Here is a 13,811-nt window from a genome sequence, read left to right on the forward strand (position 1 = left end):
AGGGAGCCGATTCACATGAGGTTCACCTGGACGTTTCATTTGGCCGTCGCCTGCGACAGATCATCTGGGGCCTGCACGGTTGACCTTCACGCCTGAGCGGTATTGGTAAGACGGATGAACATCGCAACCACCAAGGGCCAGTCCAAGAGCCTGTCCCTCCCGAATATCCTGACCTATGCCCGCATCGCCGCCATCCCGGTGGTGGTCGGCTGCGTCTATGCCCAATCCATCATGGACGGCCCGCTCTGGCTGCGCTGGGTGGCGCTGGCGATCTTTATCGCCGCCGCCGTGACCGACGTTCTCGATGGCTATTATGCACGGATGTGGGACCAGCAATCGGCCTTCGGCCGCATGCTCGATCCGATCGCCGACAAATTGCTGGTGGCGTCCTGCCTGTTGATGCTGGCCGCCGACAACAGCATCCATGGTTGGACGCTGTGGGCGGCCATCGTGATCCTGTGCCGCGAAATCCTGGTCTCGGGCTTGCGGGAATACCTCGCGGCGCTCCGGGTCAGCGTCCCCGTCACCAAGCTCGCGAAATGGAAGACCACCGTCCAGCTGGTCGCGATCGGCTTTCTGATCGCCGGTGAAGCGGGCGAACAGATTTTCTCCCCGACCACCATGATCGGGATCGCCCTGCTGTGGACGTCGGCGATCGTCACGATCTATACCGGCTATGATTATTTCCGCGCCGGCATCCACCACCTCATCAAGGAGGATGAGGGATGAGGGTCAAATATTTCGCCTGGGTGCGCGAACGGATCGGCATTTCGGAGGAAATGGTCGAGCCGCCGGCCACCGTGCGCACGGTGGACGATTTGATCGGCTGGCTCTCCAAGCGCGGCGAGACCTATGCCTACGCGTTCGAGAAGCCGAGGGTGATCCGCGCCGCGATCGACCATACCCATGTCAAGCCGGATGCGATGATCGCTGGCGCCCGCGAGATCGCGTTCTTTCCGCCGATGACCGGCGGTTGATTAGCATAGCGTTTTCGAGCGAAGTGGGTACCGGTTCGCGTCAAGAAAACGCGTCAAAAGAAGAAAGCTTCATGACCGCCGCCGCGACCATCCGCATCCAGCAAGCCGATTTCGACATCGCGCAGGAGATTGCGGCGCTGACCAAGGGCCGCAGCGATGTCGGCGCGGTCGTGACCTTCAGCGGCATCTGTCGCGGCAGCGAGAACGGCGAACCGATCGCGGCGCTGACGCTCGAGCACTATCCCGGCATGGCGGAGGCCGAAATCAAGCGGCACACCGACGAAGCGATGTCGCGCTGGCCGCTGACCGGCCTCACCGTGGTTCATCGCGTCGGGCGCATCACGCCGGGCGAGAACATCGTGCTGGTGCTGGCGGCGTCGGCGCACCGCCAGGCGGCGTTTCAGGCGGCGGAGTTCCTGATGGATTATCTGAAGGCCAATGCGCCGTTCTGGAAGCGCGAAGAAAGCGCGAAAGGAACCAGCTGGATCGAGGCGCGCGGCCATGACGACGACGCCGCGGCGCGCTGGACCAAATCCTGATGGCCAAACAGAGCAAGGCGCCCGTCAAACGCGGTCTGCCGAAATACACCAAGCCGAAATTCCCAAAAGTCGGTGCCGGCGAATTGCTGACGCTCTTGGATTTCGTCCGCTTTGCGGTGAGCCGCTTTATCGAAGCCGACCTGGTATTCGCGCATGGCACCACCGATCCGGTCGCCGAGGCCGCGTTTCTGGTCTGCGAATCGCTGCGCCTTCATCCCGACCAGTTCGAGGCGTTTGCCACCGCGCGGGTCACGGCGGCCGAAGGCAAGGCGATCCTCAGCCTGATCGAGCGCCGCGTCACCACGCGGACGCCGACCGCCTATCTCGTCAACAAGATCTACATGCGCGGCCTGCCGTTCTTTGTCGACGCACGCACTATCGTGCCGCGCTCCTTCATCGGCGAGTTGCTGGATTCCCATTTCGGCGGCGACGACGACGTGACCGGCGGTTCGCTGATCTCGGACCCGGCGGCGGTGGAAAATGTGCTCGACCTCTGCACCGGCTCGGGCTGCCTCGCCATCCTGGCGAGCCGGAGTTTCCCCAACGCCGAAATCGACGCGGTGGATATTTCAAAAATCGCGCTTGAGGTCGCCGCGCACAATGTTGCCGACTACGGGCTGCAACATCGCCTTAACCTGCACCGCGGCGACCTGTTCAAGCCGCTGGGCGACAAGCGCTATGACCTCATCATTTCAAATCCGCCCTATGTCGATGCGCAAGGCATGGCCTCGCTGCCGCGCGAATGCCGCGTCGAACCGAAACTCGCGTTCGATGGCGGCGCTGATGGGCTCGACATCGTCAGGCGCATCCTCGACGAGGCCAAACAGCATCTGACGCCGGATGGCGGACTGTTGTGCGAGATCGGCCGTTGCCGGCCCGCGCTTGAAGCGGCCTATCCGCAATTACCGCTGATGTGGCTCGACACCGAGGATTCCGAAGCCGAAGTATTCTATATTACGGCCGACGATCTGTAGGCGCTGGCGTAAATCACTTTCCGGAACATTCGAAAACAAGCCGCGTTCATTCATGGCGGAGGCAATCATGCCTTCGCCGGTGGAGGAAAGCTGACATGCCCGGGCCTTCGAGCGGCTTGTTGCGCGCTGGCATTGCACTGAAGCTCAACCAGATCAAGCGCGCGACGCAATCCTATCTGCGCGACCGGACCGACCAGGCCACCGGCACCGTTACTTCCTACGCCATCGCCGCCGGCCTCTTCGCGGCCGCCGGAGTTTTTCTGACCGCAGCGCTCCTCGTCGGCACAGCAGCGCTGTTTCGCTGGGTTGAAATCAACTACGGACAGTTTTGGGCGTTCGGCGCCGTCGGCGGCCTGCTCGCGATCATCGCCTGCATCTGCGCCGCCGTGGCGGCCATCAGACTCAAGCGCCCTCCGCCGCAATTCCCGTCGCTCACCAGCCGCTTGCGGGTGGCGATCAAGGCCAGCCCCGTCAAGCCCGACCAGATCGAGGCCGTCAGGGATACGGCCGCGGCGATCCTGCAAGCCCCCGCGGCGCCGGTGGAACATCGGCGACGGCGAAACCGGCCGGGGCACAGCAATAGAAACGCGAATATCGGCTTGATCCTGATGGCAAGCTTGCTGGGCTACGCGGCGGTGCGGCGGCGGCAGCAGCAGGCACGACACGCGGGAATCTGATGTCCCGCGCCCGCTCCGACCATACGGATAATCTGATCCTGATTGCGGCCACCACTCTCGTGATCCTGACCGCGCAGCGCTATTTCCAGACGTCCGCGCCTGAACACGCCAATCCAGTGACCGATCCGGCGGCCGCGAAAGGCAGCGACTTTACACGCGAACTCTCGCAACCCGGCCGCGGGCGACGTGCACGCAGCCCGTTCAACATTCCCTGGGCGGGCTGGAAAGACATTCTGTGGCGCACGTATCAGCAGGCCAATGACGACCGCCTGCTCGCCACGGCCGCGGGCGTCGTCTTCTTCGGCCTGCTCGCGGTGTTCCCCGCCGTAACGGCGCTGGTTTCTTCCTATGGCCTGTTCGCCGATCCCTCGACCATCGGCGCCAACCTGCAGACGCTGGCGCTGATGCTGCCGGAAGGCTCGTTCCAGATCGTGCAGGACCAGATCGCGCGGGTGCTCGACAAGGGCAGCACTGCGCTCGGCGGAGCCTTCCTGTTCGGCCTCGCCCTTGCAATCTGGAGCGCCAACGCAGGGGTCAAGGCCGTGATCGACGCCCTCAACGCGGTCGATGGAGAACGGGAGAAGCGCAGCTTCATCAGGTTGAACTTGCTTTCGCTGGCTTTCACCGTCGGCGGGATCGCGGCGCTCTTGTTGATGGTCGGCGCCGTGGTGGCGTTTCCTTTGGCGCTCAATCAACTGGGCCTGCCTCCGGACAGCCTGTTCATCGTGAGCCTCGCGCGTTGGCCGTTATTGTTTGCGTTCCTGCTGGCGGCGCTCGGCGTTCTCTACCGGTTCGGACCGAGCCGGCGCCCGGCGCAGTGGAAATGGCTCAGTGTCGGCACGCTGCTCGCCGCCCTGCTGTGGATCGCCGGTTCCGCGGCGTTGTCCTGGTATCTGTCGAACTTCGGCGATTACAATGCGACCTACGGTTCGCTCGGCGCCGCCATCGGCCTGATGATGTGGATGTGGATGTCGGCCATCGTCGTGCTGTTCGGAGCGGAACTGAATTCCGAAATCGAGCACCAGACCGCTGTCGATACCACCGTCGGCCACCCAAAGCCGATGGGCAGCCGCGGCGCCACCATGGCCGACACGCTGGGACCGGCGGTTCCAGCCTCCTGAAAAAGAACACTAGACCAGCGAATCAACATTGATGCTAAGGTCATTGCGCTTGGGGGAGCGCAAGCCGGACGATGCCTGACGACACCAGCGTTTTCCCGGGCGGGGGTAGTTCGGACCTGAAGGCGTAGCGCGCGACATGATTCGCATTTCGACGATTTTTATCGCCATCTGCATGGTGCTGGTCGCAGCCTCGCTTGGCTTGGTCCTGCATGCGGTCGCCGGCATCAGCGGAACCGAATCCGCGATCGTGGCGCTGACGGCACTGACCTTCCTGATCCTCTACAACGCGGTTTCGATGCGGCTGCGCGATCGCTCCGATGTCGGCAGCCAGATCGCGGACCTGTCCCGCGGCACCGCCGACCTCGCCCGCCAGGTCGCCGAATTCGGCCGCCGGCTCGCGGCCGTCGAGGGCCGCGTGGTGTCGGCGAATTCCGCCAGCGGCGACCGCATCCAGGCCGTGGTCGGCGAGATCAACGAACTCGGCGTGCTGGTCAAGCAGCTCGCGGGATCCGTCGCCAGCCATGAGGATTTGATTGCCTCGGGCGCGGCGGCAGCGCCACCGGAACCGGCACCGGCCGCAATCGTGGCTGCGCCTGTCGCCGAGCCGCGAACCTCACCGCCATCATCCACCGAATCCGCAGCGCCGCCCGTCGTCGCCAGGCCGGCACCGGTCGCCGCGCCAGCGCCTGCCGAAGCCGCCGCGCGCAGCCAGCCGCAGCTTCTCGCCGCGGTGAAGAACGCCATCGAGGAGAACCGGCTCGACATCTATCTGCAGCCGATGGTGACGCTGCCGCAGCGCAAGGTGCGCTTCTACGAGGCGGTGACGCGGCTGCGCGACGACAACGACCAGATTCTTGCCGCCGACGATTTCATCGCCACCGCCGAAGCCGGCGGCCTGATGGGGCGCATCGACCACATGGTGATGTTGCGCTGTGTGCAGGTGCTGCGCCGCCTGATGGTGCGCAACAAGGATGTCGGCGTGTTCTGCAACGTCTCCGCCGCGACGCTGGCCAATCCCACCACCTTCGCGCAATGCCTCGACTTCCTCGAAGCCAATCGCGCGCTGGCGCCGTCCTTCGTGCTCGAGTTCAAGCAGGCCACGTTCCGCAACCTCGGTCCGACCGAGACCGAGCATCTGGCGGCGCTGTCGCAGCGCGGCTACCGTTTCTCGATCGACCATGTCAGCGACCTCCGGGTCGAGCCGCGGGAACTCGCCGACCGCGGCGTCCGCTTCATCAAGGTTCCAGCGGCGCTGCTGCTCGATCCCAGGCAGAGCTCGACGTCGGACATTCACCCCTCTGACTTGTCGGATCTGCTCGGCCGCTTCGGCATCGACCTGATTGCCGAAAAGATCGAGGGCGAGCGCGCGGTGGTCGATCTGCTGGATTTCGACGTCCGATTCGGCCAGGGCTTCCTGTTCGCGCCGCCCCGGCCGTTGCGGCCCGAGGGGGCATCTGCTACCGGCGGGACGACTTCGAACAGCACCAATGGTTCCAATGGCCCAAGCCCGCCTGCAAGCATCCCTGCTCCCGTCGCCAACCCGGCGATCGAACCTTCGACACGGGCGACCGGCAATGCCGCGCTGGCGCGCCGCGCCGCCGGACCGGGCTAACCGGCGCCCGATGTCATGACCACACTCCGGTTCGTCGAAAACCTGAGCGACCTCGTCGATGGCGTCGAAGTCATCCTCTCCGATATCTGGGGCGTGGTGCATAACGGGCTCGAGGCATTTCCGGTGGCCTGCGCGGCGCTGCACACCTTTCGCCAGCGCGGCGGCACCGTCATCCTCATTACCAACGCGCCGCGGCCCGCCGATTCGGTGCAGCGGCAGTTGCGCAAGCTCGGCGTCGCCGATGAGACCTATGACGCGATCGTTTCTTCCGGCGATCTGACCCGGCACTTTGTCGCCGACCATCCGGGAAAGAAGATGTTTTGGCTCGGTCCGGAGCGCGACAATTCGATCTATCGCGGGCTCGATCCCGTGATCTCCCCGCTGGAAGAGGCCGACTACATCGTCTGCACCGGGCTGTTCGACGACGAGACCGAATCGGCTGAAGATTATCGCGCGATGATGCTGCAGGCGCGCGAGCGCAAGCTGCCGCTGATCTGCGCCAACCCTGATATCGTCGTCGAACGCGGCGACCGGCTGATCTATTGTGCGGGCGCGATCGCCGAGCTCTATCGCGAACTCGGCGGCGAGGTGATCTTCTACGGCAAGCCGCACCGGCCGATCTATGAACGCGCGATGGCGCTCGCCGCCGAGCACCGCGGCCATGCCGCCCCGCTCGACCGGGTGCTGGCGATCGGCGATTCCGTCCGCACCGATCTCACCGGGGCATTGGGTTTCGGCATCGATTGCCTGTTCGTGACCCGCGGCATCCATTCCGAGGAATTCGAGGGCATCGACCAACTCGACCCGGCCTCGGTCAGAGAATTGTTCGGCCATCCGCCAAAGGCGCTGATGCGCGAGCTGAAGTGGTAGTGCCTACCTGCTGAAGGCAGCAACTCCGCCACTCTGCGCCGTCATGGCCGGGCTTGTCCCGGCCATCCACGTCTTAACGGACACTCGGTGCCAAAGACGTGGATGCCCGGCACAAGGCCGGGCATGACGAAAATTAGCGCTTGTGGCTAGGCGCCTTACGCCGTCGCCATATCCGGGAAGACCGCCTCGATCTTGGTCTTCAGCGTCGCCGCGTTGAACGGCTTGACGATGTAATTGTTCACACCGGCCTTCTTGGCCGCGATCACGTTCTCGGTCTTGGATTCCGCCGTGATCATGATGAAGGGCGTGGTGGCGAGGTTAGGATCGGCACGGACTTCCTTGAGCAGGTCGTAGCCGGTCATCGGCTCCATGTTCCAGTCGGAAATCACGAGCCCGTATTTCTTGCCGCGCATCTTGTTCAGCGCTTCCGAACCGTCGCTGGCATCGTCGATATTCTCAAAGCCGAGCTGCTTCAAAAGATTTCGGATGATCCGGATCATGGTGTTGTAGTCATCGACCACCAGAACCGACATCGACAAATCAACCGCCATCTCTTCCCCCACTAACGCTTATGCCACTAAATATCGGCAGGCCTGCGCGACCCGCAGTCCTCGCCCCACCCCTAGCATCAAGGCGTTAAACAGCGCGTTAATCGGGCGCGGGTGGATTGCCTCGGTTTTGAACCAAAGCCGTCCGGCTTGACTTCGCCCGCGCCCCCACGTCACGGTCCGGCCGCGCGCATCGCGGCCCAATGCCTTTTTAATCCGCAAGAATCCTGCAAGAATCCGTCACATGACAACTGGTTTTACCGTTATTCGAGACACCACCCCCGCCGCCGACATCCCCAAGGGGGCGGTGGTCGCCATGGGCAATTTCGACGGCGTCCATCTCGGTCACCGGGCCGTGATTGCCGCTGCGCTGAACATGGGGCGCGCCCACGGAAAACCCGCTTTTGCGGTGACCTTCGAGCCGCATCCGCGCAGCTTTTTCAGCCCGAACAGCCCCCAATTCCGCCTCACGGACGAGACCAACAAGCTACGGCTCTTGGCCGCCACCGGACTCGCCGGCGCCGTGGTGATGACCTTCGACAAGGGCCGCGCCGGAACATCGGCGCAAGATTTCATTCACCATGACCTGATCGGCCGGCTCGGCATCAGCGGCATCGCGGTCGGCTACGACTTCCATTTCGGCAAGGGCCGGGTCGGCTCGCCCAGCCTTCTGGTCAGCGAGGCGCCGCGGCTCGGGATCGAGGTCGACGTCCAGGCCCATGTCGACATCGCCGAGCGGCCGGTGTCCTCCAGCGCCATCCGCATGGCGCTGGCGGAGGGCCAGATCGACGACGCCACCGCGATGCTGGGCGGACCGTGGTTTGCGACCGGCGAGGTGATCCATGGCGAGAAGCGCGGCCGCGATCTCGGCTATCCCACCGCCAACATCCGCCTCGACAAGAATTGCGCGCTCAAGCACGGCATCTATGCGGTGCGGGTCGGGCGCGGACAAGGAAAAGATCAGGTGCGGCTCAACGGCGTGGCGAGCTATGGCCGCCGCCCGACCTTCGACAATGGCGCGCCGCTGCTGGAAGTGTTCCTGTTCGACTTCAAGGGCGATCTCTATGGCTCCGTGCTCGACGTCGCCTTCATCGCCTTCATCCGCGATGAACTTAAATTCGACGGCATCGAGGCGTTGATCCGCCAGATGGACGACGACAGCGCCCACGCCCGCGCGGCCCTCGCAGCCGCACCCGACGCGTTTCCGACGCTTGGAGTAATCGATTGAGCAGAAGCGAAAAGCAAAAGATGCTTGCGGGCGAATTGTATCGCCCCGACGCCGAACTCGGCGCCGAACAGGCGGTCAACAAGGCCTGGCTGGTGCGCTACAACGCGGCACTGGCACAGCCGGTGTCGGAACGGCACGCGCTGCTGCGCGAACGCCTCGGCCATGTCGGCAAGGATGCCGTGATCCGGCCGCCGTTCTTCTGCGATTTCGGCTACAACATCCGCATCGGCGACGGCGTGTTCATGAACTTCAACTGCGTCATCCTCGATGTCGTCGAGGTCTCGATCGGCGACCGCACCCAGATCGGGCCCGCCGTGCAGATTTACGCGGCCGGCCATCCCCGCGACGCCAAGACACGGCGCGAAGGCCTCGAATTCGGGCGCCCGGTCCGGATCGGCAGCGACGTCTGGATCGGCGGCGGTGCCATTATCCTGCCCGGCGTCAGTATCGGCGACGGTGCGGTGATCGGCGCCGGCAGCGTGGTCACGCGCGACGTCGGCGCTGAAGTGACCGTCACCGGAAACCCGGCAAGGCCGAAACGGTCGTCCTGAGATGCGGGCCCTGCGGGCCTTTGCGATTTCCGCTTCCGGCTGCTATGGAAAGCCCATGTTTGCGCGGCGCACCATCCCCATTAGCGGCCCGGCTTCCGCCTGAGCTTTGGCTCGGCGCAAGACCGGGATTTCCCCGTTTACCCCGCGAATGACCAGCGTATCTCGCGCCCTTTGAGCCAAACCAGAGCATTCATGTCCGAAAAACCGCAAAAGTCCGAAAAGTCCGAAGGACCAGACTATTCCAAGACCCTGTTCCTGCCGCTGACGGAATTCCCGATGCGCGCCGGCCTGCCCAAGCTCGAGCCGGAAATCCTCAGCCACTGGAACAAGATCGGTCTCTACGAGAAGCTGCGCGAGGCGGCCGACGGGCGACCGAAATTCGTGCTGCATGACGGCCCGCCCTACGCCAACGGCAACATCCATATCGGCCACGCGCTGAACAAGATCCTCAAGGACGTCGTGACCAAGAGCCAGCAGATGCTCGGCTTCGACTCCAACTATGTGCCGGGCTGGGACTGCCACGGCCTGCCGATCGAATGGAAGATCGAGGAAGAGAACTACCGCTCCAAGGGCAAGCCGAAGCCCGACTTCCGCGACTCCACGGCGATGGTGGCGTTCCGCAAGGAATGCCGCGCCTATGCGACGCACTGGCTCAACGTGCAGCGCGAGGAGTTCAAGCGGCTCGGCATCATCGGCGACTGGGATCATCCCTACGCCACCATGAGCTATCCCGCCGAAGCCCAGATCGCGCGCGAACTGATGAAGTTCGCCGCCAACGGCACGCTCTATCGCGGCTCCAAGCCCGTGATGTGGAGCGTGGTGGAGAAGACCGCGCTCGCCGAGGCCGAGGTCGAATATGAGGACTACACCTCGGATACGGTGTGGGTGAAGTTTCCGGTGACCTCGCCGGCGCATGGCGCGCTGGCCAACGCGTCCGTCGTGATCTGGACCACGACGCCATGGACGCTGCCCGGCAACCGCGCCATCAGCTTCTCGCCGAAGATCGCCTACGGTCTGTTTGAGGTCACCGATGCGCCCGCGGACAATTGGGCCAGGAACGGCGACCTCCTGATCCTCGCCGACGCGCTCGCCGAGAGCGTGTTCAAGCAGGCGCGCGTGACGGCTTACAAGAAGGTGCGCGAGCTGCCGGCCGACACGCTCGACGCGGTGGAATGCGCCCATCCGCTGAAAGGTTTTAGCGGCGGATACGAATTCACCGTGCCGCTGCTGCCCGGCGACCACGTCACCGACGACACCGGCACCGGCTTCGTGCATACCGCGCCCGGCCACGGCCGCGAAGACTTCGACGCCTGGATGGCGAACGCGCGCGAACTCGACAGCCGCGGCATCAACACCGCGATCCCCTATACCGTCGACGAGAACGGCGCCTTCACCGACCACGCCCCGGGCTTTACCGGCAAGCGCGTGATCAACGACAAGGGCGAAAAGGGCGACGCCAACGAGGCCGTGATCAAGGTTCTGGTCGAACACGGCAAGCTTCTGGCACGCGGCCGCCTCAAACATCAGTATCCGCATTCCTGGCGCTCGAAGAAGCCGGTGATCTTCCGCAACACGCCGCAATGGTTCATCGCGATGGACAAGGACATCGCTGATAACGGCAAGGCCAAGCCCGGCGATACGCTGCGCGCCCGCGCGCTGCATGCGATCTCGGTGACGCAATGGGTGCCGCCCGCCGGGCAAAACCGCATCAACGGCATGATCGCCGGCCGCCCCGACTGGGTGATCTCGCGCCAGCGCGCCTGGGGCGTGCCGATCGCGGTGTTCGTGCGCGAGAAGGCCGACGGTTCCGCTGAAATCCTGCAGGACGAAATCGTCAACCAGCGCATCGCCGAGGCTTTCATGGAGGAAGGCGCCGACGCCTGGTACATGGACGGCGCCCGCGAACGCTTTCTCGGATCCCGCGCGAACGAAGACTGGAAGAAGGTCGACGACATCTGCGACGTCTGGTTCGATTCCGGCTCGACGCACGCTTTCGTGCTGGAAGACCGCCAGAATTTTCCCACGCTCGGCAACATCGTCCGCAAGGTCGATGGCGGCGAGGATACCGTGATGTATCTGGAAGGCAGCGACCAGCATCGCGGCTGGTTTCATTCCTCGCTGCTGGAAAGCTGCGGCACCCGCGGCCGCGCGCCTTACGACGTGGTGCTGACGCACGGCTTCACGCTGGACGAGAACGGCCGCAAGATGTCGAAATCGCTCGGCAACACCGTCGAGCCGCAGAAGGTGATGAAGGATTCCGGCGCCGATATCCTGCGGCTCTGGGTCTGTTCGACCGACTATGCCGACGACCAGCGCATCGGGCCGGAAATCCTGAAAAATACCATCGAGACCTACAAGAAGCTGCGCAACTCGATCCGCTGGATGCTCGGCACGCTGCACCACTTCAACCCCGATGACGCGGTCGCGCATGAGGAGATGCCGGAACTCGAGCGGCTGATGCTGCATCAACTGGCGGGACAAGCCGCGATCGTGCGGCAGGCCTATGCCGAGTTCGATTACAAGACGGTTGTCGCCAGCCTGTCGGCGTTCATGAACACCGAATTGTCGGCGTTCTATTTCGACATCCGGAAAGACGCGCTGTATTGCGATGCGCCGTCCTCGCCGGTGCGCAAGGCGGCGCTAACCGCGATCGACATCATCTGCGACGCGATCCTGAAATGGCTGGCGCCGGTGTTGAGCTTCACGACCGACGAAGCCTGGCGGATGTACCGGCCGGGCGCCGCGCCGTCGGTGCACCTGACACTGTTCCCGACGGATCTGGGTTCATTCCGTGACGATGCTCTGGCCGCGAAATGGGAAACCATCCGCGACGTCAGACGCGTCGTCACCGGCGCACTCGAACTCGAACGCGCCGCCAAGAACATCGGCTCGTCGCTGGAAGCTTCGCCCCTGGTCTACGTGTCGGACAAGGCGATCTTCAACACGCTGTTCGACGTCGATCTGGCCGAAGTGTGCATCACCTCGAACGCGATGGTGACCAACGACGACGCGCCGGCCGCGGCCTTCACCCTCGCCGACGTTCCCGGCGTCGCGGTCGTGGTCGAAAAGGCCGTCGGCACCAAATGCGCGCGGTCGTGGAAGATCCTGCCGACCGTTGGCGAGGACGCCGAATATCCCGACGTGTCGCCGCGCGACGCGCAGGCGCTGCGGGAGTGGAAAGCGCTGGGAGTTACCTTCTGACTGCGTCGTCCCTGCGAACGCAGGGACCCATAACCCCGGGCGTCCGAGATAGATAAAGGAAGATGACCCAGAGTCTTTCCAACATGATCCGACACGGCGACGCGATGAGCGCTATCGCGCTCACGCTAGGGGTCCCGGCCTTCGCCGGGACGACGGCAGAGTTTGTGTCGGGCACGTCACCATGAGCCCTCACCTCCGCCCCGGGATCATCGCCGCCGTCGCAGCCCTGGTGCTCGACCAGGCCTCGAAACTCTGGCTGCTGTTCGTGTTCGATATCGGCCGGCGGGGAGCGGTGAAGGTGACGCCGTTTTTCGATCTGGTGCTGGCCTGGAATGTCGGGATCAGCTTCGGCTGGTTCCAGAACGACGGCTTCCTGGCCCAGGCCATCCTGACCGCGATCAAGGCGGTGGCCGTGGTCGTTCTGGCGGTCTGGATGGCGCACTCGCGCAATTGGCTGGCCACCGTGGCGCTCGGCCTGATCATCGGCGGGGCTGTTGGCAACGCCATTGACCGGATCGCCTATGGCGCGGTGGTCGATTTTGCCCTTTTCCACGTCCAGATCGGGGGAAATACCTTCAATTGGTACGTGTTTAACCTTGCGGATGTGGCCATTGTTGCCGGGGTAGCAGCCCTATTGTATGATTCCTTCCTGGGGGTACCCGCCGCAAAAGCGCCCTGATCCCGGTCGATACGAACCGTACGTTGGCGGCTCCTTGGCGGTAATATTGCCTTGCAAACTCGGGATTGTGTCTCAAGGCCAGCCCGGCAAGTTTTGCGGAAATTTGAATGGGAACGAGCGCAATGCGCGAGACCGAAGCCAGCTTCTGGATGGTGCAGACAACCTCGCTGACGCGGGCGATGCGGTTCGCCGCCATTGCCCTGGGCGTCGGCCTCGTGATGGCCGCCGGTCCGGTGCGCGCGGCCGATGACGATGACGAAGACGACAGGACCTTCGAGGAAAAGATCATCGGCAACATCATGAGCGGCCTCGGCGGCACGAACATGGAAAACAGGGGCATCGAATACCGCGAGCGTTCCCCGCTGGTGGTGCCCCCGAAACTCGATCTGCCGCAGCCGGCCGGCTCCTCGGCCGCAACGAACGCGCCGAACTGGCCCAAGGATCCGGACGAGGCGCGCCGCAAGGCTGCGATCGCGGCCCGCAAGAAAGACAACAAGGATCCTGCCCTGTCGGCCCGTGCCCTGACGCCATCCGAACTCAATGTCGGCAGGACCAGCGCGCCCGCCCGCACCAACAACGATCCGGTTCAGCCGGGCACCAACCAAAACAACCCACTGCTGAGCCCATCGCAGCTCGGCTATGAAGGCGGCTTGTTTGGCATGTTCAAAGGCAACAAGTCCGAGACGGCGGAGTTCAAGGGCGAACCGCCGCGGCAGTCGCTGGTCGAGCCTCCGTCCGGATACCAGACGCCCTCGCCGAACTTTGCCTACGGAACCGGGCCCAAGGAATCGCTGAACAAGACGTACGACGTCATGACGGGCAAGGAACGCTGAC

14 protein-coding genes are annotated in these 13,811 nt (G+C 64.0%); 13 read left to right on the plus strand and 1 reads right to left on the minus strand.

Annotated elements, in window-relative coordinates; translation table 11 throughout:
* Positions 1-114: 114 nt before the first annotated feature.
* From pgsA to JQ597_RS31520, 8 genes are all read left to right on the plus strand, one after another.
* Positions 115-729, plus strand: coding sequence for a CDP-diacylglycerol--glycerol-3-phosphate 3-phosphatidyltransferase (pgsA, locus tag JQ597_RS31485; protein WP_212034227.1), 615 nt, complete (start codon positions 115-117; stop codon positions 727-729).
* Complete coding sequence (gene moaD / locus JQ597_RS31490) at positions 726-977, plus strand: molybdopterin converting factor subunit 1 (protein WP_212269332.1); 252 nt, start codon at positions 726-728, stop codon at positions 975-977. Before pgsA ends, moaD begins: the two co-directional genes overlap by 4 nt.
* Positions 978-1,048: 71 nt before the next feature.
* Complete coding sequence (locus JQ597_RS31495; protein ID WP_211998530.1) at positions 1,049-1,516, plus strand: molybdenum cofactor biosynthesis protein MoaE; 468 nt, start codon at positions 1,049-1,051, stop codon at positions 1,514-1,516.
* Positions 1,516-2,490, plus strand: a complete 975-nt coding sequence (gene prmB, locus JQ597_RS31500; protein WP_212269333.1) for a 50S ribosomal protein L3 N(5)-glutamine methyltransferase — start codon at positions 1,516-1,518, stop codon at positions 2,488-2,490. Before JQ597_RS31495 ends, prmB begins: the two co-directional genes overlap by 1 nt.
* 95 nt (positions 2,491-2,585) lie before the next feature.
* A complete protein-coding gene (locus JQ597_RS31505; protein WP_212269334.1) occupies positions 2,586-3,167 on the plus strand; it encodes a phage holin family protein in 582 nt (193 codons plus the stop codon).
* Positions 3,167-4,288, plus strand: a complete 1,122-nt coding sequence (locus JQ597_RS31510; RefSeq protein ID WP_212269335.1) for a YihY/virulence factor BrkB family protein — start codon at positions 3,167-3,169, stop codon at positions 4,286-4,288. The genes JQ597_RS31505 and JQ597_RS31510 overlap by 1 nt, the downstream gene beginning before the upstream one ends.
* A 136-nt stretch (positions 4,289-4,424) precedes the next feature.
* Complete coding sequence (locus JQ597_RS31515) at positions 4,425-5,900, plus strand: EAL domain-containing protein (protein ID WP_212269336.1); 1,476 nt, start codon at positions 4,425-4,427, stop codon at positions 5,898-5,900.
* A 15-nt stretch (positions 5,901-5,915) separates the two neighbouring features.
* Positions 5,916-6,770, plus strand: coding sequence for a TIGR01459 family HAD-type hydrolase (locus JQ597_RS31520; protein WP_212269337.1), 855 nt, complete (start codon positions 5,916-5,918; stop codon positions 6,768-6,770).
* Positions 6,771-6,925: 155 nt separating this feature from the next.
* On the opposite strand, the gene JQ597_RS31525 is transcribed toward JQ597_RS31520, so the two are convergent.
* A complete protein-coding gene (locus JQ597_RS31525; protein WP_192738834.1) occupies positions 6,926-7,321 on the minus strand; it encodes a response regulator in 396 nt (131 codons plus the stop codon).
* 241 nt (positions 7,322-7,562) lie between these two features.
* Between JQ597_RS31525 and JQ597_RS31530 the strand changes: the two genes are divergently transcribed.
* The 5 genes from JQ597_RS31530 to JQ597_RS31550 all read left to right on the plus strand — a co-directional run bounded on the left by JQ597_RS31530 (position 7,563) and on the right by JQ597_RS31550 (position 13,810).
* Entirely contained in the window at positions 7,563-8,546 is a 984-nt protein-coding gene (locus JQ597_RS31530; RefSeq protein WP_212269338.1) for a bifunctional riboflavin kinase/FAD synthetase, read from the plus strand.
* Positions 8,543-9,097, plus strand: coding sequence for a sugar O-acetyltransferase (locus JQ597_RS31535; RefSeq protein ID WP_212269339.1), 555 nt, complete (start codon positions 8,543-8,545; stop codon positions 9,095-9,097). Before JQ597_RS31530 ends, JQ597_RS31535 begins: the two co-directional genes overlap by 4 nt.
* Positions 9,098-9,289: 192 nt before the next feature.
* The gene (ileS, locus tag JQ597_RS31540; protein ID WP_212269340.1) at positions 9,290-12,298 is read left to right on the plus strand and encodes an isoleucine--tRNA ligase; all 3,009 of its coding nucleotides are present in this window, start codon (positions 9,290-9,292) and stop codon (positions 12,296-12,298) included.
* A 181-nt stretch (positions 12,299-12,479) separates the two neighbouring features.
* Positions 12,480-12,977 (plus strand): signal peptidase II, encoded by a 498-nt coding sequence (gene lspA, locus JQ597_RS31545; protein ID WP_212269341.1) that lies wholly within the window; start codon positions 12,480-12,482, stop codon positions 12,975-12,977.
* A gap of 122 nt (positions 12,978-13,099) precedes the next feature.
* Positions 13,100-13,810 (plus strand): hypothetical protein, encoded by a 711-nt coding sequence (locus JQ597_RS31550; RefSeq protein ID WP_212269357.1) that lies wholly within the window; start codon positions 13,100-13,102, stop codon positions 13,808-13,810.
* Position 13,811: the final 1 nt, after the last annotated feature.

The sequence above is a fragment of the Bradyrhizobium sp. AUGA SZCCT0177 genome, assembly GCF_018130125.1.
In the GTDB taxonomy this organism is placed as follows: Bacteria; Pseudomonadota; Alphaproteobacteria; order Rhizobiales; family Xanthobacteraceae; genus Bradyrhizobium.